The sequence below is a fragment of the Bradyrhizobium sp. genome (genome assembly GCF_049519115.1).
Classification (GTDB): domain Bacteria; phylum Pseudomonadota; class Alphaproteobacteria; order Rhizobiales; family Xanthobacteraceae; genus Bradyrhizobium.
In genome coordinates, this window is sequence record NZ_JBEKRB010000008.1 from 131463 (window position 1) to 151700 (window position 20238).

Consider the following 20238-nt stretch of genomic DNA (forward strand, 5'->3'; position numbering starts at 1 on the left):
CGAATTAGCCGCCGGTCATCGGCGGGAAGAAGGCGATTTCGCGGGCGCCGGCAATCGACGTGTCCGGTTTGACATGGGCATGGTCGATCGCGGCGCGGATCACGCGCGGTGTCTCAAAGGCGTGGGCGTAGGTCTCGCCGCGCGCCCCGAGCCAGCCGATCAGCTGTTCGATGGTTTGCACGGAAGGCGGCGGCTCGACCGTCTCTTCCGCTTTGCCGATCCGCTCACGCACCCAGGCGAAATATTTCAGTTTCATCCCTCATCCTCCTCGATGAGGTGACGGATACCGGCGCGGAAATAATCCCAGCCGGTGTAGATCGTGACGATCGCGGAGATCCACAGCAGCAACAGCCCGATCTGGGTGGTGAAGGGGATGACCTGGTCGCCTGCCTCGCCGGCGAGCAAAAATCCGATCGCGACCAGCTGTGCCGTCGTCTTCCATTTGGCGAGTTTGGTGACGGGGACGCTGACGCGCAAGCCGGCCAGATATTCGCGCAAGCCCGATACCAGGATTTCACGGCACAGGATCACGATGGCGGCCCACAGCGTCCAGCCATGGATGATTCCGTCGGCGGCCAGCATCAACAGGCAGGAAGCGACCAACAGCTTGTCGGCGATCGGATCCAGCATCCGCCCCAGGGCCGATTGCTGGTCCCAGATTCGCGCATAGTAGCCGTCGAGGAAGTCGGTCACGGCAGCTGCGATGAACACCGCCAGCGCCACCCATCGCAGCCACAACGGGCCGTCCAGAATGGCCTGCCAATAGATGCAGCCGACCACCAGCGGGATCGCGGCGATCCGGGCAAAGGTCAGAATGTTGGGCAGGGACAGCGAGCTTTTTGCCCATCCTCTGGTCGTTGCGATGTTCATGCGTCCTACCAATACCGCCAAAGCCTACGGCGTAGCGAATGTCAAATCCACTTCACCAGGTCAACCATGCGACACATATGACTTTCAGGTGACATTGTTACCCCGGCCTTACCCCGGCCGGGTGTGGAAAAACTCGAAAATCTTGCGCGCGCTCTCGGCGCTGACGCCGGGGACCTTGCCGAGATCGGCGATCGAGGCCCGTTCGATCTCTTTCAAGGTTCCAAAATGGTGCAGCAGCGCCCGTTTGCGTGAAGGACCGATGCCGGGGATTTCCTGCAAACCCGCCTCACGGATGTCCTTTTTGCGCAGCTTGCGGTGCGATCCGATCACGAAGCGGTGTGCCTCGTCGCGAAGCCGCTGGATGAAATAGAGCACGGGGTCGCGCGGCTCGAGCTTGATCGCCTCGCGGCCCGGCATGAACAGGGTTTCCCGCCCGGCATCGCGGTCCGGCCCCTTGGCGACCGACATCAGCGAGACCTGCGAAAGCCCGAGGGTGTCGAAGATTTCCTTCGCCGCGTTGAGCTGGCCGCGGCCGCCGTCGATGATGACGAGATCGGGCCATTGCGGGACGCCATCGTCTTCGGTCTTGGGGCCCGCCGTCTCGCCCCCGGGTGGTGCCGCCAACAACCGCCTGAAGCGCCGTTGCAGCACTTCGCGCATCATCGCGTAATCGTCGCCCGGCGTCAGCCCTTCGGACTTGATGTTGAACTTGCGATACTGGTTCTTGATGAACCCATCCGGGCTCGCCACGATCATGGCGCCGACCGCATTGGTGCCCTGGATGTGGCTGTTGTCGTACACCTCGATGCGGCGCGGCGGATGCGGCAGTCCGAGCGTCGTGACCAGCCCCGCCAGCAGCCGGCTTTGGGTTGCGGTATCGGCCAGCTTGCGGCCCAGCGCTTCACGCGCGTTGGTCAACGCATGCGTGATCAGTTCCTTTTTCTCGCCACGCTGAGGCGTGGTGACTTCGACCTTGAAGCCGGCCTTGATCGACAAAGCGCTCGCCATCAGCTCGCTTTCCTCGATCGCGTGCGACAGCAGAATGAGCTTTGGCGGCGGCTTGTCGTCGTAGAATTGCGCGAGGAACGAGGCCAGCACCTCTTCGGGCGTAAAAGATTTTTCCGCCTTCGGAAAATAGGCGCGGTTGCCCCAGTTCTGCCCAGTGCGGAAGAAGAACACTTCGACGCAGGAATACCCGCCCTCCTGATGGATCGCGAACAAATCGGCTTCTTCCACCGTGCGCGGATTGATACCCTGCTGCGACTGGATCGCCGAAAGTGCGGCGAGCCGATCGCGGTAAAGTGCGGCGGTCTCGAATTCGAGCTCGGCGGACGCCTTTTCCATCTCGCCAGCGAGTTCCTGTTTCACCGCCCGGCTGCGGCCGGACAGGAAATCCCTCGCTTCGCGCACGAGTTCGGTATAGCCGGGAAAATCGATCTCGCGGGTGCAGGGCCCGGCGCAACGCTTGATCTGGTAGAGCAGGCAGGGGCGGCTGCGGCTTTCGAAAAACGCATCCGTGCAGGAGCGGATCAGGAAGGCGCGCTGAAGCGCGGTGATGGTGCGGTTGACCGCGCCGGCCGAGGCAAACGGCCCGAAATATTGCCCGGGCCTGGTTTGCGCGCCGCGATGCTTGAGAATTTGCGGCGCCCAGTGATCGCCCGTGATCAGGATATAAGGAAACGACTTGTCGTCGCGCAGTTGCACGTTGAAGCGCGGGCGCAGCTGCTTGATCAGATTTGCTTCAAGCAGGAGCGCTTCGGTTTCGGTCCCGGTCGACACGATCTCGACGGCAACGGTTGCCGCAATCATGCGCAGGATGCGCGCCGGCTGCGGCGCATTGGCGCGGGCGTAGGAGGAGAGACGCTTGCGGACGTTCTTGGCCTTGCCGACATAAAGCACGTCATTGGCGGCATTCAGCATGCGGTAGACACCAGGCGAAGTCGGCGCCAGCCGCACCGCGTTTTCGATCGCGGCATGCCCGATCGCCAGCGGCCCCTCGGCGATGGTCTCACTGCTGTCGTCGGTGGCTTCCGGCAGCCGCCCGTCGTCCTCCTCATCGGTAATGACTGTGGCTGGATCGATGTCGCCGGCGGCCAGATCCTGGGGCCGGTCCTGTGGCGTCAGCTCCGTTTTTACCGGTAATGGTTGGATCTCGCCGGGCAGGGAGGGGGTGCCTTCCTTCCCGTGGGCGGTCTTTGCCTGTTCGGTCAATTCGCGGGCCATAGAACTGTTAAGCTTTGGAATTTCTAAATTTTGGAACTTCTAAATCTAAGTGTCGTCCCCGCCGCCTGCCAGCGCGGGCCTGCATATGTGACCCCGGCAGCAAATCGTCAGAGATGAAGCGAGATTGCGCCGGAAGCCGCGGCGGTAACGCTCTCTTAAGACTAAGAATCGGCCGCTGGCAGGGCTTAACAACCCTTTAACTTAAAAGTCTCGATAAATCCCGTGGGTAAACAGTGCAAATCCGTAACCACGCCGATGGCGACCGGGTTCTGCATTTCCCGCGTGGAGTTTGCGTGATGAGCATGAGCAGGATTGTCTTGGTTGCGGCGGCATTGATCGCTGCAGTTTCTTCGGTTCAGGCCGCCGATCTGTACTACGGATCGCGCGCGCCCTACACCGTCAATCAGCCGCTCAACATGTATAGCTGGGCCGGTCCCTATATCGGCGGCAATATCGGCTGGGATTGGGGTTCGGTCGATAATAATCCGACCAAGCCGTCCGGCTTCGTTGGCGGCGTGCAGGCCGGTTATAACTGGCAGAACGGCAGTCCCTGGGTGTTCGGCATTGAGGGCGACTTTCAGGGCAACGGGGCTTCCGATACGTTTGCGCCGTGGAAATTCTCCAACCCCTGGTTTGGCACCGTTCGCGGCCGCGCCGGTTATGCGCTGAACAATATCCTGTTCTACGGCACCGCCGGTCTCGCCTTCGGGGAGTTGAGCGGCCAGACGTTCGGTGGTCTTACCGAGACGCACACCAATGCCGGCTGGACGGTGGGGTTAGGCGCCGAATTCGGCCTGGCACAGAACTGGAGCGCCAAGGTCGAATATCTTTATGTCGATCTGAACGACAGCAACTTCACGATCACCGGAGCCCAGAACGGCTACCATTTCGGTCTGCTGCGCGCCGGCGTGAACTATCACTTCTAAGACGATAAGAAAATCGGACAACGTCAACTCCCGGCCGCCGTGCGGCCGGGATTTTTTTGGCGTGGAATGCAGGTCGAGAGCTGTTCGGCTCTAGTCTAGCATTACAGTTGGTGCGCCGGGAGACCGGCAAGGAGTAGGTGGTGGAAGTCCACTACGATGAGGGAGTAGCGATCCACGTCGGCCCCGAGCCGTGCGTAGGCATCCGTGAGGGTGTCGGCGAAGCGTCGGCAGGGGAGTGCATAGGCTAGCCATTGAGCCGCGAAAGAATGTTTTCCCGAGAGCCGACGCTGTCAACTGAGCGGAAGGCAACACGAAGGGGTGCGATATCGCGAGCGCCCAGTCGTTTCGGCGTGGTCGCAGACCCTGGCATGTGCAGAAGCTTCTTGTATGGGAACCGGGAGCTCTCTCGGTCGGCCAGATGCTCACTGAGCAGCCTGGTCCGCGGCGGGAAGGCGAGGAGCCATAGCCGCTGATGCACGATCAAGAGAAGTCTGACTCCGGCATAGTAGCTGCGAAGCAGGCGAACAAAGCCGGGCGACCGGTGGCGGAGCCTGCGGAGCCAAGGCCGGGGACCAAGGGGAACGAGGGCCAGCAAAGCACGCACCGGGCACAGTACCGGGCTCGCGTGACCCAAGCGCTGGACCGCGTACGGAAAGCCGCAAGGCTGAAGAAGAAGGAACGGTTCACCGCACTTCTCCACCATATCACTGTCGATACACTCCAGACGGCGTTCCATGCGCTTCGGCGCAAAGCCGCCCCCGGCGTGGATGGCATGACGTGGCAGGACTACGAGGCCGACCTTGAGCCCCGGCTCAGGGAACTGCACGAACGGGTCCAGCGGGGAGCGTACCGGCCGCAACCGTCACGCCGGACGTACATACCGAAGGCGGATGGGAAGCAGCGACCGCTGGCGATCGCGGCTCTGGAAGATAAAATCGTCCAGGGCGCGACCGTCATGGTGCTTAACGCCATCTACGAAGGCGACTTCGTCGGCTTCTCCTATGGGTTTCGACCCGGCCGGGGGCCACACGATGCGTTGGACGCCCTGACGGTAGCGATTACCACGCGGAAGGTGAACTGGATACTTGACGCCGACGTGCAAAACTTCTTCGGAAGTGTGAGCCAAGACTGGCTAGTCCAGTTTTTGGAGTACCGCATTGGCGACAAGCGCATCATCCGCCTGATCCGTAAATGGCTGAGGGCGGCATCCTCGAAGACGGGGTCGTAACCGTGGATGACAGGGGCACGGGGCAAGGATCGGTGATTTCGCCGCTGCTCGCCAACGTTTACCTGCACTACTGCTTCGATCTTTGGGCCGAACGCTGGCGACGGCAGGAGGCTCACGGCGATATGATTATCGTGCGCTATGCGGATGATCTGGTGGCCGGCTTCGAGCATGAGGACGACGCTCGTCGCTTCCTTGATGCGATGCGTGAACGGGTTGAGGCTTTCGCGTTGACGCTCCATTCGGACAAGACCCGCCTGATTGAGTTCGGTCGCTATGCGGCGACCAATCGCAAGACACGCGGGCTCGGCAATCCGGAGACCTTTACGTTTCTGGGCTTCATCCACATCTGCGGTAAGTCACGCCGGGGGAACTTCCTGCTCGAAAGGAAGACCCGTCGCGACCGTCTGCGGACGAAGCTTCAGGACATCAAGGCAGAGCTGCGGCGGCGAATGCACCAACCGATCCCCGTCCAGGATAAATGGCTGAGACAGGTCATCACCGGTCACTTCGCCTACTATGCGGTTCCTGCAAACGGGCGGGCGCTTTCAGCGTTCCGCTATTATGTGACCGACCTCTGGCGGCGAACGCTTCGGCGCCGCAGCCAACGAGGCGGCTTCACTTGGGATCGTATGACGAAGTTGGCGGACGACTGGCTTCCTCAACCCCGTATCCTCCATCCCTGGCCGCAACAGCGTTTCGCCGTCACACACCCAAGGTAGGAGCCGGATGCCTTAATTGGGCTCGTCCGGATCTGTGCGGGGGGCGCTCAGCAATGAGCGTCCCTACCGCGAACCGTTTTGCTTTGAGGTGCGCGCGTTGAGCGGCAGCCTGGTGCGCTCTACGCCAGAATGACCATGCGATGATGTGTGCTGGCATGATCCGTTTTCGCGCGAGCTTGATGGCGATGCGACGAATTTCCTGGATAGACCAACGGATCAGTGACGCCGTGGCTTTGCTTTGGCTTTTGCCGGTGGTCGACTTTTCGTTTTTTTGGGCGGCGGCGGATTGGCGCGATGTCGGATCGCCGCCATCATGGCGAAGGCGAGCATAGCCATGGAAACGTGACGATGCCAGCCATGCCAGGATCGGCTCTCGTTGTGATCGAGGCCGAATTCGTTTTTCGCGGTCTCGAAACTGTCCTCGATCGCCCACCGAAGGTGGTGAAGAAGGCGAGATCGCCATCGGCGATGCGACGACGGATCAGCAGACCACGCGTCCACAGTCCTTGATTGGCGCTGTTGGTTTGTTCGGCCTCGAGATCGGCCAATTCGAGATAACACCAATCATGCAGCCGCGGTCCTTTGGTTCCGGCGCCCGCCGACAGGCGCTTCCAGTCGGATGAGCGCCGCGTCCGGGCGATGTCCGCGGCCGTACCGGTGACCGGCAGTCGCTTGCCCCAGGATCGAAACACATGAGCGCTGTTGACCCCGAGCACGTAGCCTCTGCCTGCGCGGCGCAGTTGCTGTTCGATATCGCCAACACCGTAGACAGTATCGCCAGCAACCCACTTGAATGGGACAGACGCGGCTATGGCGCGTGCGATCATTCTCGTCGCGAGCTTTGGTTTGGTCGAAAAACCGACGTCGGGGGGCACATAGGCGGCTTCCAGACGGTCTGGATCGTCGGTCCATTCCTTCGGAAGATATAACGCGCGATCGATGAACGCATGACCATGACGCGAAACATAGGTAGCGAAGACACCGATCTGGCAGTTCGTAATTTTGCCTGCCGAACCAGTGTATTGCCGCGCCACTCCGCACGACGCTTTGCCCTGCTTGAGAAAGCCGGTCTCGTCGATCACCAGCACCGCATCGTCATCGGCCAAATGCTCGATAACATAGTCGCGTACGATATCGCGCAGAGCATCAGCGTCCCAATCCCTGCGACCCAGGATCGCCTGCTGCCGCCAGGGGCCGGGATCGCCGGCCGCCTCCGCGCGCATCCAACCTGTCTTGCGCTGCTCATCTCCGAGCAGACCTTCCAGGAACAAGCCCGCATTCTCCGCAACACGCTCTTGCTTAAACAACGGACGTATCCGTTGCTTGATCTCCCGAAGCGACGCAGCCCATAACGCAAGCGTCTCTTCAACCGACGCTGCCCGCGCCCACGATGTCCGAATCATGGTTGCCCATGGATTCAGATAACTTCATAAATGGCAACTGTAATGCTAGATCAATTCGAGGCCGGATTCGTTTGACGCGTTTTCTTCACGCGAACCGGTACCCACTTCGCTTGAAAACGCTTCGCTAAGAAATCACGAGGTTGACCGCCTTGGGCCCTTTGCCCTTCTTGTCCGGTTCGACCTCGAATGTGATGCGCTGTCCTTCCGTCAAATCCTTCAGTCCGGCCCGTTCCACGGCCGTGATGTGGACAAACACATCGCGACCGCCGTCGTCGGGCTTGATGAAGCCGTAGCCGCGTTCTCCATTGAAGAACTTGACCGTCCCAGTCATGGCCATCGGGAAACCTCCCCCCGCATTGCTCCGCCGTTACGTTCCTCTTGCGTATTGGCCAACCGGACTTTTTGCTGCGGACACCTTCCCCGCCAGGTGCTTTGGCCATCGAGGCGGGCCCGCGTGATGGCGGACCTGCCTTAAATCAGAAGAGGCCTTGTCACTCCGCCGCTACCATTCGCGGAAGCGGAACGTAAAGCCGATGCCAATCACGGCAAGCATAATACGGTTCCCGGTCCATTGCCTATCGGACTTTTAGGACGCGAAGCGCAGGCTCAAGGTTTGGGCGTCAGCGGGCCCACTCAAATAGAGGGCACTAGCCGGAAACGGCTCGCGCCGCCCTGGCCGAGCGGCTTTTCAAGTTCGGGCAAGATCGTCTTGAGTTCGGCCGCCAAGGTCCAGGGCGGGTTGACGACCAGAAGACCGGCCGAGGTGAGGCCTTGTCCTGCGGTTTGCGGTGCGACGCTGAATTCGACGCGCAGGCATTTTCCGGACGGTCTTGCTTCGCCAATCGTCTGCGCGACCTGCCGCACCAATTCGTCGGCGGCCCGCCGGCTCTTAGCCGGATACCACAGCAAATAACTGCCGGTCGGCCATTTCGCGAAGGCTTCCGCAAAACCGGCGGCCAACCGTTCGAACTCGTCTTTCTGTTCGTAGGGAGGATCGATCAGCACCAGGCCGCGCCGCTCCTTCGGCGGCACGAAGGCGGGCAGTGCGGTCCAGCCGTCGAGATCGACCACGCGAGCCTGAGTGTCGCGGCGCAGCGCGTCGATCAGGTCAGGTCGCGCGGAAGACTCGACCTCGCAAGCGGTCAGACGGTCGTTCGGTCGCAACAGCGCGCGGGCGATCAGCGGCGATCCGGGATAGGCCTTGAGCGCGCCTCCTTGCGGATTGAACGAGCGGACGATGTCGAGGTAAGGCTTGATCAGTGGCTGCGCGTCTTCCGAAAACCGCGCCTGCATGATGCGGGCGATTCCGGTCAGCCATTCTCCGCCGCGTTGCGCTTCTTCTCCGGTGAGATCGTAGACGCCTGCGCCGGCGTGGGTATCGATGACGCGAAACGCCGCGTCCTTTTCCTGCAAGTGGAGCAGGATGCGCACCAGCACGATGTGCTTGATGACGTCGGCAAAGTTGCCGGCGTGAAAGGCGTGGCGATAGTTCATGGACTTGAGTTACGACATCAGCGGACGAAAGTAACGCGTGTCGAAGCAGCGTATCGGCTCATCTGGCCGCCGAGCGGGCGCGCATTCAACCCATCAGCCGGCTTGGCCAGCCGATCCGCACCAGTGTTCCGTCAGGGTCCGATAGGGCGAACTCGTACATTCCCCACGGCTTATGCTCCGGCCCATGGCCGCGAACGAGATCGTCCAGCTTCTTGGCGAGCCCGTCGACCTCTTCCAGGTAGAGATACACACCGTTGGGATTGCGGCCGGGCACCACCCATCCCTGCGGCGCCTCGCAGGACAAGTGTAAAAGCCAACCCTTGCCGTCGCTCAGAATGCGGTAGCTGCCATGGTCACTGTGAACCGAAAGACCGAAGCGACGATAGAATTCCGTGCTCGTGTCGATGTCGGTGCACGGGAGGATCGCAACAAGGCAGTGGCGGGGCTGCTCCGGCATGCGCGGAATGACCGTTTCGGCCTAGCCGCCGCGCACCGGCGGCATCGTCACCTGGTCGCGCCGACAGGCCCGGCGGTCGATCTCGTCGCAGGCGCGGAACTGCAAATCCTTACCCATGCAAATGCGCACTTCGCTCAGCCGCGAGCGGTTGCAGGTCACCGCGATGGCGGCGGCCGGCAGGCCCGGATTGACCTTGATGAAGGCGTCCTCGATTTCGGTCGGCGAGATGGTTTTCGGATCGGCAAGGTCGATGAATTCGGGTGGAATTTTCACGGCCGCACGCGCCTTTCGGATGGTCTCGAAATAGCCGCGCGGGCCAAGACCGGAGCAGGTGCCGTGCTTTTTCCACTCGTTGAAAATCAAGCCGGGCGCCGGCATCAGATCGAGCATCGAGGTCATGATATTGCGGTCCAGCCAGGAATCCCGGTCGCAATATTCGGGAAAGCCGCGCTCATACTGCGGCCACAGGCCATGGACCACGAACGAGAACGGCCGTCCGCCGCATTGGGCCTGCTGCGAGCGCCCGCCATTACCGCGCTCTGCCACTTCCTCGCAAAAGGACGGCGACCATGACAGCGACAGCACGTAAAAATCGAACTCGCCGGGCGTGTTCTGCCGGCGGTCCTGTGCGGACGCGCTGCCCGTAGCCCCAGCGGCGATCGCCGCGACCCAAAAGAGGGTGCCGAAGCGGGCAAAAACCCGTGTCGTCCGACCCAAGCTCCAAGCTACTAAGCAACGCCCAAACATAATGATGCCCTCATTCCACAATCCTTGGCCGACCGTAGCACGGGAGGGGAACATTTCAAGAACAAAAACGAGACTGCGGACTGAGGCAGGCCTCATCGTCCGGAATCTGGAAAACGGTCGTGAAATTGAGGCTTGCGATTAAGGCTTGAGATTAAGGCTTGAGATTAAGGCTTGGCGCCTGCGCAAGAGGGGTTATAGGCCCAGTTGCGGTCAAGTCCGGTCACGCACCATTCGACGCCCTGATCGTAGCCGGCAAAGCCGCCGTCCTCGATGATCGAGTAGTGTACGGTGTGGGCCTTGCCATCGCTCAGCATCACATCGCCGCTGCAGTACCGGCGCGGAATATTGTCCGACTGCCAGGGACGGTAGGCGACTTCGTGGATCCGGCCGTAAGCCGTGATCGTCAGCGCGGAATTCCAGTAGGTGCTCTCTTTTTCCTGGAATTGCGACGTGACGCTCCCGAGCGCAGCTTCACAGGACTTCAGCCGACCGTCATATTTCGGGCCCGACAGCCAGAAATTCAGCTCCAGCGGATTGGCTGCTTCGGCCGCCTGGCCGAGCGCCAGCAGGCCAAATGCGGCCCCAAGCGTCGCGCCCAGTCCTGTTTTTCTGGCAAAAGAAAAGATGTCACGCATATCAGGTCCGCCGATGTTCGAACGGACGAAACGTGCCGCGAAGCCTCCTCAAGGTCAAGTGCAGCGCGGCAACACCTGCCAATAAGTCAGTTTCTCGCGGGCTCGTGTGCTTTTCACGGCTCCTGATGCGCTCTAAAGTGCGCCCAAATAAACGGAGTTAGCGATGCGAATCATCAAGGCCGCCGTTCTGATTGCCGCAGGCGCCATGCTGTCCTGGGCGCCGGCGCGGGCCGATTACGTGCCGGCCTTCAGGGGCAACGATACTGGCGGCATCATTGCCTATGAGTTGGCCCAGCACAGCGACGCCCGTCAACTCGCGGTCGACCACTGCGCCAGCTACGGCAAGGTGGTGAAGTTTCTCGCCGTTGATCCGCATTATGGCGGCTATGTTTCCTTTGCCTGCCGCTGGGTGCCGTACGGGGCCAACAACCGGCCGTTACGCACGCTCTACTGAGCGGTTAGCCCGGCCTGTTTTCGCAATCTTCGTCGATGTCGGAGCGTGACTGATGATGCGTGAGCTTGCCGCATGGGGTTTGGGGCTTTGTCTGCTGGCGGCTGTGGCGGCAGACAACGCCGGGGCCGACGATCTGCCGATCCGAAAAGCGGGTCTGTGGGAAATCAAGATGGCCAGAACCGGCTCGCCGCTGCCGGAGATGACCATGCAGCATTGTACCGACGAGACCACCGACAAGGACATGAACAACATGGTCTCGCCGATGGCCAAGCAGATCTGCTCCAAGCAGGATATCCAGAAGACGGCAACCGGCTATCTGACCGATTCACTCTGCAGCGTCGGAGGCGTTTCGATTGCCTCGCATTCGGAAATCATCGGCGACTTCAACTCGGCCTACGCAGTCACGACCACCTCGCACAGCGATCTCGGCAGCAAGGGAACGCCGCGGGACACCGTGACCAAGATCGAGGCGAAATGGCTGGGGGCCTGTAAGCCGGATCAGAAACCGGGCGACATCGTCATGCCCGGCGGCGGCTTCAAGCTGAACGTCAAGGACATGGACAAGCTCAAGGCGCTGCTGCCTGGCGGCAAGCCGTAGCCTCTCACACTGGAATTCGCACCGCCGCGCGCAAGCCGCCCATCGGGCTGTCGCCGAGCGTGATGTCGCCGCCGTGTGAGCGGGCGATGTCGCGGGCGATTGCGAGGCCCAGTCCCGTCCCGCCCTCGTCCTGGTTACGGGCGTCGTCGAGCCGCAGGAACGGCTTGAACACTTCTTCGCGCATATTCAGCGGAATGCCGGGGCCGTCGTCATCGACGGTCACTGTCAGATAGCGATGATCGCGCAAGCCGGTGATCGAAATCGCGTCGGCGTGCCGTGCCGCGTTGGAGACGAGGTTGGCGAGGCAGCGCTTGAAGGCGGCGGGTTTCACCGTCACCACCGGAAGACCGTGGAACGCGACCGTTGCGGCATGGCCGTTACGCTCGGCGTCGCTGCGTAATTCTTCCAAAGCGAGCGTCATGTCGGTCGGCTGCGCCTGCTCGCCGCTGTCGCCACGCGCAAAGGCGAGATAATCTTCCAGCATCCCCGACATCTCATCGACGTCCTTGCGCATCGCATCGACTTCCGGGCTGTCGCCGATCAGCGCGAGTTCGAGCTTGAAGCGGGTCAGGATGGTGCGCAGGTCGTGCGACACGCCGGCAAGCATCGCGGTGCGCTGTTCGATCGAACGCTCGATGCGCGACTTCATTTCCAGGAAGGCATTCGCGGCGCGGCGCACTTCGCGCGCGCCTCGCGGGCGGAAGTTCGGCGCCTCGCGGCCCTTGCCGAAGCTCTCGGCAGCATCGGCCAGCCGCAGAATCGGGCGGATCTGGTTGCGCAGGAACAGAACCGCGACGATCAACAGGATCGAGGACGTACCGACCATCCAGAACAGGAAGATCTCCGAGTTCGAGGCGTAGGCAGCACTACGCAGCGCGAAAACCCGCATCACGGCGTCGTCGAGCTGAACGCGGATTTCCACCAGATTGGAGCGGCCGACGGTGTCGATCCAGAACGGCTTGGCGATCTGCCGGCCGAGCTGCACTGACAGCGTCTGGTCGAGTAACGAGAAGAACGGCTTCGGTCCGGGCGGCGGCATATCGCCGGCGGGGAGGAAATCCACCACCAGTCCGAGCCGCTGCTGCGCGATGCGCCGGATCAGGGAGCGATCCTTGTCTTGCGGATAGCTCTTGTAGACGTCGATCAATGCGGCGATGTCGGACACCACTGCGGCGGACAGATGCCGCGTCACCGTGTTCCAGTGCCGCTCCATGAACACGAATGCGACGACCGATTGCAGCACCACCATTGGCACGATCATGATGAGAAGCGCGCGGGCGTAGAGGCCGGTCGGCATCCAGCTCTTGAAAGCATTGCCCATCCAGCCATTGATCGCCGACACCCGCCCTGCGGCGGTGCGGATCAGCGTCAATCCCGTGTCGAATGGAGCGGATTTGACGTTCGCCGCCCGCTTGTCGCGATTTTCGGAAGCGAACGTCAATTCCAAAGCTCCATTCGTAAATGATATTTGCTAGCGCCCATAGCCTTCCGAAGTTCGCAGAAGCGAACGCCGCGCCGGGGTGCGAACTTCGGAAAGTGGGCGCTAGGCGTGCTCATGACGATCGGTTCAAGGAGAAACGACCAGGCGGTAGCCGATGCCGCGCACCGCCTGCAGGAATAATGGATTGGCAGGATCGCGCTCGATCTTGCGCCGCAGGCGGTTGATCTGCACGTCGACCGCGCGTTCGTTCACCGTGCCGTCGCCCGTCAGCGCGTTGCGCGGCACCGTCTCGCCGCGCGCCAGCGCCAGAATCCGCAACATGTCGCGTTCGCGATCGGTGAGGCGGATGGCTTCCTCGCCTTGCCGCAACTCGCCGCGCTCCAGGTGATAGACGTAAGGCCCGAACGCGATCTGCTCCAGCGTTTCCACCGGCGGCGGCGCGCTGCGCTTGAGGATATTGCCGATCCGCAACGACAACTCGCGCGGCTCGAACGGTTTGGCGACGTAATCGTCGGCGCCGATCTGCAAGCCCTCGATCCGGCTTTCTGCCTCATGGCGCGCCGTCAGCATGACGATCGGCACCGAGGAGAAAGTGCGGATGAATCGAGCAAGATCGAAACCGGTCTCGCCCGGCATCATCACGTCGAGGATCAATAGATCGAAATGCAGGCCATTGAGTTTGCCGCGAGCATCCTTTGCGCTCATCGCGGTGGTGACGCGGTAACCCTCGCCGCAGAGAAAACGCGACAACAGGTCGCGGATGCGGCGGTCGTCATCGACCAGCAACAGATGCGGGGCGTCGTCGGCCGGCTTTGGCGGTGTTCGTGCGATGGCTACAGCCCCGGCCACGTCTATTCCTTTGTCTTTGCGCCCGAAGGCGTGGCGCCAAAAAGGGCTTCCAGCACCTTGTCGGGATCGTCGCGATCGATCATGGCACGCAGGAATTGCCTGACAGCTTCGAGGCCGGCCGGCTCGATGCCGCGTAGCGCGCGATTGAGCCGATCGGTTTGCAGCCCTGCGAGCTTTGCCACCAGCGCCTCGCCCTTGGGGGTGGCGAAAAGAAGGCGTTGCCGCCGATCGTTGTTGCCGGCCTTCTGCACGATATAGCCTTCGTCGAGCAACTGCTTCAGGACGCGCCCGAGCGACTGCTTGGTGATTCGCAGCACGTCGAGCAGGTCGGCAACCTTCAGCCCGGGGTAGCGGTGGACGAAATGCAGCACCCGGTGGTGCGCGCGACCAAAGCCAAAGGCCTCAAGCTCGTGATCGGCATCGCCGACGAAATCGCGGTAGGCGAAAAACAAAAGCTCGATGATGTCCCAGCGCAAGGCCGCCGACGCCATGGCTGAACGCGCCTCGCTCGGCTTGGAGCCGGCGGGTGCCGACGGACCTGATAAAATTACGTCAGCCATATTGACATATCTTGGGTTCAATGTTACAAAACAGCCGATCACGACGAAATAATAAGTCGTTTCGTTGGGGTCGCGATGCTGTTAATGGCCCAACGGGGCCGGAAGGTGCAGCAAAGCCTTCGGACATGTTGACCGTACGACTGTCGGGCGGCATCCCGGCAAACATACTGGACTTCCGCGCCCCACAAAAGCATGTCCTTGTGGCGCGCCCGGTGGGAACTGGCCGCAAGGCCGGCTGCTGCGAAGGTCCGGATCACTTAAGCCAGCAGGCCCGAAAGAGGCCCGTCGAGAACAGCGGAAAACGAGGAAATGAGTTTGAAATTCGAAATTCAGCCGGCGGCCAATCCGACACCGGAAAAGGAGCGCGCGGCAAGGCTTGAAAACCCGGGCTTCGGCCGGATTTTCAGCGATCACATGGCCCTAGTCCGCTACGATCAGGCCAAGGGCTGGCACAGCGCGCGCATCGAATCCCGCGCCAATTTCCCGCTCGATCCGGCCGGGGCCGTGCTGCACTACGCGCAGGAGATTTTCGAAGGCCTCAAGGCCTACAAGCGCGACGATGGCGGAGTGAATCTGTTCCGTCCCGACGCCAATGCCCGGCGTTTCCAGAATTCGGCCGACCGGATGGCGATGGCGCCGCTGCCCGAGGCTGTGTTCATCGAAGCGGTCGAGCAACTCGTGCGCATCGACCGGGCCTGGATTCCGGGCGGCGAGGGCAGTCTCTATCTGCGCCCCTTCATGATCGCGAGCGAAGTCTTCCTCGGCGTCAAACCGTCGGCGGAATATATCTTCGCCGTCATCGCCTCGCCGGTCGGCTCCTACTTCAAGGGCGGTCCCGCGCCGGTGTCGATCTGGGTGTCGGAGAATTACACCCGCGCCGCGATTGGCGGCACCGGTGCGGTCAAATGCGGCGGCAATTACGCCGCGAGCCTGCGCGCGCAGGCCGAAGCCATCGATCATGGCTGCGACCAGGTTGTTTTCCTCGACACGATCCAGCGCAAATATGTCGAGGAACTCGGCGGCATGAACATCTTCTTCGTGTTCGAGGACGGGTCGCTCGTGACACCACCGCTCGGCACGATCCTGCCGGGCATCACGCGGGATTCGATCATCGCTCTGGTCAAGGATTCCGGAAAGCCCGTGCGCGAGGAGGCCTATTCGATCGACCAGTGGCGTGCGGATGCCGCCAGCGGGAAGCTGAAGGAGGCCTTTGCCTGCGGAACGGCCGCCGTGATCTCGCCGATCGGCAAGGTGCGCTCGGCAAGTGGCGATTTCCTGATCAGCGGCGGCGAGGCCGGTCCGGTCGCGATGGGGCTGCGCAAGCAGCTGGTCGACATCCAGTATGGCCGCACCAACGACCCGCATAACTGGATTAGAAAGGTGTTGTGAGCAACGTCATGCCGGGATGGTCCCAAAGGGGGCGCGCGAATGCGCGCCCGATGACAGGCTCCGGACCAGACCCGGAATCTCGAGATTCCGGGTTCGGTGCTACGCACCGCCCCGGAATGACGGAGTGAATGACACGCCGGTTGCCGCCTCGCGTCTCGGCTGGTACCAACGCGCGACCATGGCCGACAAACCGAAAAAGCCGCAAAAGCTGAAAGCGCGCCTGCCGCGCGGGCTGGAAGACCGTGGGCCGGCCGCGATCAATGCGACGCGGCAGATGGTCGAGAAAATCCGCGAGGTCTATGAGCTCTACGGCTTCGAGCCGGTGGAAACGCCGACGATGGAATACACCGACGCGCTCGGCAAGTTCCTGCCCGATCAGGACCGGCCCAATGAGGGCGTGTTCTCGTTCCAGGACGACGACGAACAGTGGATATCGCTGCGCTACGACCTCACCGCGCCGCTGGCGCGTTACGTCGCCGAGCGTTACGGCACCGAAAATCTGGTGCTGCCTTATCGCAGCTACCGCTTCGGCTATGTCTATCGCAACGAGAAGCCGGGTCCGGGGCGCTTCCGCCAGTTCATGCAGTTTGACGCCGACACCATCGGCACCGCCTCGGGCGGTCAGTCGGGCGCGGCCGCCGATGCGGAAATGTGCATGATGGCCGCCGACACGATGGAGGCGCTCGGCATTCCCCGCGGCTCCTATGTGGTGAAGGTGAATAACCGCAAGGTGCTCGATGGGGTGATGGAGAGCATCGGGCTCGGCGGTGATGAGAATGCAGGCCGCAGGCTCACGGTCTTGCGAGCGATCGACAAGCTGGATCGGCTTGGGCAACAGGGCGTGCGCGAGCTTCTCGGCAAGGGCCGCAAGGATGAAAGCGGTGATTTTACCAAAGGGGCGGAATTGGAGGAATCTCAAATCTCCAAGATCGAAACCTTTGTGAATGCTCGTAATGCTGTGCAGCAGCCGGCCTTCGCTCATTCCGCGCCGGGATTCATCGACGACCCCGATAGAAAAGAAAATGAATACAATGTCGCCCTCAAGATCCAGGGCTGGCTCAGTGTCAACTTCCAGGATTCCAAACTCGCGATTGAGGGTTTGAACGAACTTTCCCAGATTGCACGTCTTGTCGATTCCGGAGGTTACGAGAACCGGATTATCATCGATCCCTCCGTCGTCCGCGGCCTCGAATATTACACCGGCCCGGTCTATGAGGTCGAACTCCTGCTGGACACCAAGGACGAAAAAGGCCGGCCGGTGCGCTTCGGCTCGGTCGGCGGCGGCGGGCGCTATGATGGCCTCGTCTCGCGCTTCCGTGGCGAGGTGGTACCGGCGACTGGATTTTCCATCGGCGTGTCGCGGTTGCAGGCCGCGCTGACGATGCTCGGCAAACTCGACACCCGGCCGGAATCGGGTCCCGTGGTCGTTACCGTGTTCGACCGCGACCGCGTCGCCGATTACCAAAAAATGGTCGCAGCACTTCGTGCAGACAAAATCCGCGCCGAGCTCTATCTCGGTAACCCCAAGAACATGGGCAACCAGCTCAAATATGCCGATCGCCGCAACGCGCCGTGCGTGATCATACAGGGATCAGACGAGAAGGCGAAGGGCAAGGTTCAGATCAAGGATCTCGTTCTCGGCGCCGGGCTCACCGACACAAGCGATCGTGATGAATATTTGAAGAAGCAGGCCGAGGCGCAAACCGAGGTCGATGAAAGCGAACTTGTGGCGGCTGTGCGCAAAATATTGGCACGCCACGCGGTCACGTGGGTCTGATCCATCATTCGGATGTCATGCCCGGCATGCGAGTCCGGCTTTGCTGGATTGAGCACAGGCCCATTGCGTCGGGCATCCACGTCTTGTTTGATAGGGATGATCGTAGATGGCAGGGGCATAGGCGAGCGGAGGCGACGCCGTCCTTCAGACGGCTATGCCCAGCCATAACGAAAAGAAAATGAGGAGAACAGGAATGCCCGAAATCACCATTAGCATGGCCGCCGGACGCACCGACGAACAGAAGGTCGGCATGATGCGCGACATCACCCAAGCGCTTGTGAAGAATCTCGGCGTCGATGCCGAAGCTGTCGTGATCCAGATCAACGAGGCGCCGTTGATCCACAAGATGAAGGGCGGCGTGTCCTTTGTCGAACGCTTCGCGAAGAAGTAGGTTCGCCCTCGTCGTCGTCCCGGCGAAAGCGGGGACCCATAGCCACCGATGTTGATTGTTATACCAAGCGTCGCCTCCCGGTTTGCGCAACATTGACGGCTGTGGTTGTGGGTCCCGGCTCGCGCTTCGCTTGGCCAGGACGACGGTGGGATCGTTTCAAGGCCAATCTCATGGACGCACGCGACGTCATCAAGGTCGGCATGAGCGCCGAACGAAGTCTGGTCGTGCCACCCGATCGCACGGTCGGGCATTTCGTGCCGGGTATGCCGATGGTCTATGCGACGCCGATGATGATCCTGGAGATGGAACTGGCCTCCGCCGACGCCATCAAGGCCTGTCTTGAAACTGGCTGGGTCACGGTCGGCACCGAAGTCGATATCCGCCATCTTGCCGCGACGCCCGTCGGCGCGACGGTACGAACCACCGCAAAGGTCATCGCGGTGGAGCGGCGAATCATCCGTTTTGAGGTCGAGGCTTTCGACGAGAACCGCCGCATCGGCGAGGGCCGTCATACCCGCGGCCTCGTCAATGTCGATGCGTTCAGCAAGCGTCTTTAGGTTACTTCGCCAGTTCCTTTGAGCGCTTCGTCGCGGCGGCAACCGCGCGCGTCAGCAGCGATTGCAGGCCGTCTTTTCCCATCAGCACTTCCAGCGCGGCCGCCGTGGTGCCGGCGGGCGAGGTGACGTTCTGGCGCAGCGTCGCAGCATCGAGATCGGAGCGATGCAATAGTTCGCCGGCGCCTGACACAGTTTCGCGCGCAAGCTTTGTCGCCAGCGCCTCGGGCAATCCGGCTGCAACGCCGGCCCGCGCCAGTTCCTCGGCAAGCAGGAACACATAGGCCGGGCCTGAGCCGGAGACGGCGGTCACCGCGTCGATCAGGCCTTCATCGCTCACCCATTCGACCAGACCTGTGGCGCGCAACAGCCCGTCGGCGGTTTCGCGCTGCGCGTCGCTGACATCTTTCGCTGCCACCGCGACCGTGATGCCGCGGCCGATCGCCGCCGGGGTGTTGGGCATGGCGCGCACGACGTGGCCGCCGAAAACCTCCGCCAGCGAGGCCATCGTCGTTCCCGCCATGATCGAGACCACCAGCGTGGCGGCACCGACGTAGGGTTTCAAGGCCGGCGCTGCCTCGCTGAACGCTTGCGGCTTTAGCGCCACGACGAAGGCCGCGACGGATCCGCAATCCTGCGGTGACGGGTTGAGCCGCACGCCTTTGGCGAGGTGCGCGCGAATGTCCTCGGAGGGATACGGTTCGATCACGGCCGCGCGGCTCGCGTCGAGGCCCTGGGCAAGCCAGCCCGACAGCATCGCGCCGCCCATCTTCCCTGAGCCGGCGAGGGCGATGGTGCCGTTGATGTTTTGTAAGGTTTTGCTGTTCACCGCTGCTACCGCAAATAAAGCTGTCGTCCCTGCGAAAGCAGGGACCCATAACCACAGTTGATTCTAGTGGATGGAGATATCGACAACAAGCTTCGCGACAGTAACTGCTGCAACGGCGTATGGGTCGATGCGTCCGCAGGGACGACCCTGGAAATAGCGGGGGTATCTAACCGCCCGCTACGCCTCACCCTCGGTGTCGAACATCGCGGCGCTCATGGCCTCCGCGGCCGTCTTGCCCGCCCAGACCACGAACTGGTACGCCGGATAATAACGTTCGCAGGCGTGGATCGCGCTCACCAGCATGGTCTCGCATTGCGCGGTCGAGGCCCGTATGCCGCCCGGCAGCACCAGCGCCTGACGGTACATGATCATGCCGGTATGGGTCCAGATATCGAAATGCCCGACCCATAGTTGCTCGTTGATCGCGGCGATCAGCCGCTGCACCTCGGCCTTCCGGGCTTGCGGAATCTTCATGTCGAACGCGCAGGCCAGATGCAGCGCCTCGATCTCGTTCATCCAGGTGAAGGAAAGCTGGTAGTCGGTCCAGTTGCCCTTGGAGACGATCGTTACCTCGTCTTCGCCCGAGCGCTCGAACGCCAGGTTGTTGTCGCTGGCGACGTCCTCGACGACCGCAAGAGGATTGTTCGGGGAATCGATTATGCCTTCGAGGAGGGACATGCCGTCTCGACCTTGC

The 20238-nt window shown here is 61.8% G+C and carries 22 protein-coding genes and 1 pseudogene; 9 read left to right on the forward strand and 14 right to left on the reverse strand.

All coding sequences use genetic code 11. From position 1 onward, the window contains the following. Positions 1–4 precede the first annotated feature (4 nt). The 3 genes from moaD to uvrC form a co-directional block, all read right to left on the reverse strand. Positions 5–256, reverse strand: a complete 252-nt coding sequence (gene moaD, locus ABSE61_RS08940) for a molybdopterin converting factor subunit 1 (RefSeq protein WP_423870720.1) — start codon at positions 254–256, stop codon at positions 5–7. Further along, on the reverse strand, positions 253–870 hold the full coding sequence (gene pgsA / locus ABSE61_RS08945) for a CDP-diacylglycerol--glycerol-3-phosphate 3-phosphatidyltransferase (RefSeq protein WP_423870721.1): 618 nt from the start codon (positions 868–870) through the stop codon (positions 253–255). The genes moaD and pgsA overlap by 4 nt, the downstream gene beginning before the upstream one ends. A 108-nt stretch (positions 871–978) precedes the next feature. Continuing rightward, a complete protein-coding gene (uvrC, locus tag ABSE61_RS08950; protein WP_423870722.1) occupies positions 979–3093 on the reverse strand; it encodes an excinuclease ABC subunit UvrC in 2115 nt (704 codons plus the stop codon). A 302-nt stretch (positions 3094–3395) separates the two neighbouring features. Between uvrC and ABSE61_RS08955 the strand changes: the two genes are divergently transcribed. From ABSE61_RS08955 to ABSE61_RS08965, 3 genes are all read left to right on the forward strand, one after another. Further along, positions 3396–4019 carry an outer membrane protein gene (locus ABSE61_RS08955; protein ID WP_423870723.1) on the forward strand — a complete coding sequence of 208 codons (624 nt, stop codon included), beginning with the start codon at positions 3396–3398 and terminating at the stop codon, positions 4017–4019. A 472-nt stretch (positions 4020–4491) separates the two neighbouring features. Beyond that, positions 4492–5247, forward strand: a complete 756-nt coding sequence (locus ABSE61_RS08960) for a reverse transcriptase domain-containing protein (RefSeq protein ID WP_423870724.1) — start codon at positions 4492–4494, stop codon at positions 5245–5247. Further along, positions 5211–5966, forward strand: coding sequence for a reverse transcriptase domain-containing protein (locus ABSE61_RS08965; RefSeq protein ID WP_423870725.1), 756 nt, complete (start codon positions 5211–5213; stop codon positions 5964–5966). The genes ABSE61_RS08960 and ABSE61_RS08965 overlap by 37 nt, the downstream gene beginning before the upstream one ends. A gap of 216 nt (positions 5967–6182) precedes the next feature. Here the strand turns inward: ABSE61_RS08965 and ABSE61_RS08970 are convergent. The 6 genes and pseudogenes from ABSE61_RS08970 to ABSE61_RS08995 all read right to left on the reverse strand — a co-directional run bounded on the left by ABSE61_RS08970 (position 6183) and on the right by ABSE61_RS08995 (position 10702). After that, positions 6183–7369, reverse strand: a pseudogene (locus tag ABSE61_RS08970) (IS701 family transposase). Between the two features lie 124 nt (positions 7370–7493). Then, entirely contained in the window at positions 7494–7706 is a 213-nt protein-coding gene (locus tag ABSE61_RS08975) for a cold-shock protein (RefSeq protein WP_027536987.1), read from the reverse strand. Positions 7707–8002: 296 nt separating this feature from the next. Then, positions 8003–8863 (reverse strand): 23S rRNA (adenine(2030)-N(6))-methyltransferase RlmJ, encoded by an 861-nt coding sequence (locus ABSE61_RS08980; protein ID WP_423870726.1) that lies wholly within the window; start codon positions 8861–8863, stop codon positions 8003–8005. Between the two features lie 85 nt (positions 8864–8948). Then, positions 8949–9320 carry a VOC family protein gene (locus ABSE61_RS08985; RefSeq protein WP_423870727.1) on the reverse strand — a complete coding sequence of 124 codons (372 nt, stop codon included), beginning with the start codon at positions 9318–9320 and terminating at the stop codon, positions 8949–8951. Positions 9321–9341: 21 nt separating this feature from the next. Next, positions 9342–10037 carry a ribonuclease T2 family protein gene (locus ABSE61_RS08990; RefSeq protein ID WP_423870728.1) on the reverse strand — a complete coding sequence of 232 codons (696 nt, stop codon included), beginning with the start codon at positions 10035–10037 and terminating at the stop codon, positions 9342–9344. Between the two features lie 194 nt (positions 10038–10231). After that, positions 10232–10702 carry a hypothetical protein gene (locus tag ABSE61_RS08995; RefSeq protein ID WP_423870729.1) on the reverse strand — a complete coding sequence of 157 codons (471 nt, stop codon included), beginning with the start codon at positions 10700–10702 and terminating at the stop codon, positions 10232–10234. Between the two features lie 163 nt (positions 10703–10865). On the opposite strand from ABSE61_RS08995, the gene ABSE61_RS09000 reads away from it, so the two are divergent. Both ABSE61_RS09000 and ABSE61_RS09005 read left to right on the forward strand, forming a co-directional pair. Continuing rightward, complete coding sequence (locus ABSE61_RS09000) at positions 10866–11156, forward strand: hypothetical protein (RefSeq protein ID WP_423870730.1); 291 nt, start codon at positions 10866–10868, stop codon at positions 11154–11156. A 52-nt stretch (positions 11157–11208) separates the two neighbouring features. Further along, complete coding sequence (locus ABSE61_RS09005) at positions 11209–11754, forward strand: DUF3617 domain-containing protein (protein WP_423870731.1); 546 nt, start codon at positions 11209–11211, stop codon at positions 11752–11754. 4 nt (positions 11755–11758) lie between these two features. Here the strand turns inward: ABSE61_RS09005 and ABSE61_RS09010 are convergent, their stop codons facing one another. The 3 genes from ABSE61_RS09010 to ABSE61_RS09020 form a co-directional block, all read right to left on the reverse strand. Beyond that, positions 11759–13195 carry an ATP-binding protein gene (locus ABSE61_RS09010; protein ID WP_423870732.1) on the reverse strand — a complete coding sequence of 479 codons (1437 nt, stop codon included), beginning with the start codon at positions 13193–13195 and terminating at the stop codon, positions 11759–11761. A 126-nt stretch (positions 13196–13321) separates the two neighbouring features. Then, a complete protein-coding gene (locus ABSE61_RS09015) occupies positions 13322–14044 on the reverse strand; it encodes a response regulator (RefSeq protein WP_423870733.1) in 723 nt (240 codons plus the stop codon). A 2-nt stretch (positions 14045–14046) separates the two neighbouring features. Beyond that, on the reverse strand, positions 14047–14535 hold the full coding sequence (locus ABSE61_RS09020) for a MarR family winged helix-turn-helix transcriptional regulator (protein WP_423870880.1): 489 nt from the start codon (positions 14533–14535) through the stop codon (positions 14047–14049). 378 nt (positions 14536–14913) lie between these two features. On the opposite strand from ABSE61_RS09020, the gene ABSE61_RS09025 reads away from it, so the two are divergent. From ABSE61_RS09025 to ABSE61_RS09040, 4 genes are all read left to right on the forward strand, one after another. Next, on the forward strand, positions 14914–15993 hold the full coding sequence (locus ABSE61_RS09025) for a branched-chain amino acid aminotransferase (protein WP_423870734.1): 1080 nt from the start codon (positions 14914–14916) through the stop codon (positions 15991–15993). 178 nt (positions 15994–16171) lie between these two features. Continuing rightward, entirely contained in the window at positions 16172–17770 is a 1599-nt protein-coding gene (gene hisS / locus ABSE61_RS09030) for a histidine--tRNA ligase (RefSeq protein ID WP_423870881.1), read from the forward strand. Between the two features lie 178 nt (positions 17771–17948). Continuing rightward, entirely contained in the window at positions 17949–18161 is a 213-nt protein-coding gene (locus ABSE61_RS09035) for a tautomerase family protein (protein ID WP_423870735.1), read from the forward strand. A gap of 170 nt (positions 18162–18331) precedes the next feature. Beyond that, on the forward strand, positions 18332–18718 hold the full coding sequence (locus tag ABSE61_RS09040; protein WP_423870736.1) for a thioesterase family protein: 387 nt from the start codon (positions 18332–18334) through the stop codon (positions 18716–18718). Between the two features lies 1 nt (position 18719). On the opposite strand, the gene proC is transcribed toward ABSE61_RS09040, so the two are convergent. Continuing rightward, positions 18720–19484 (reverse strand): pyrroline-5-carboxylate reductase, encoded by a 765-nt coding sequence (gene proC / locus ABSE61_RS09045; protein WP_423870882.1) that lies wholly within the window; start codon positions 19482–19484, stop codon positions 18720–18722. Positions 19485–19721: 237 nt separating this feature from the next. Continuing rightward, positions 19722–20222, reverse strand: a complete 501-nt coding sequence (locus ABSE61_RS09050; RefSeq protein ID WP_423870737.1) for a type III secretion system chaperone family protein — start codon at positions 20220–20222, stop codon at positions 19722–19724. Positions 20223–20238: the final 16 nt, after the last annotated feature.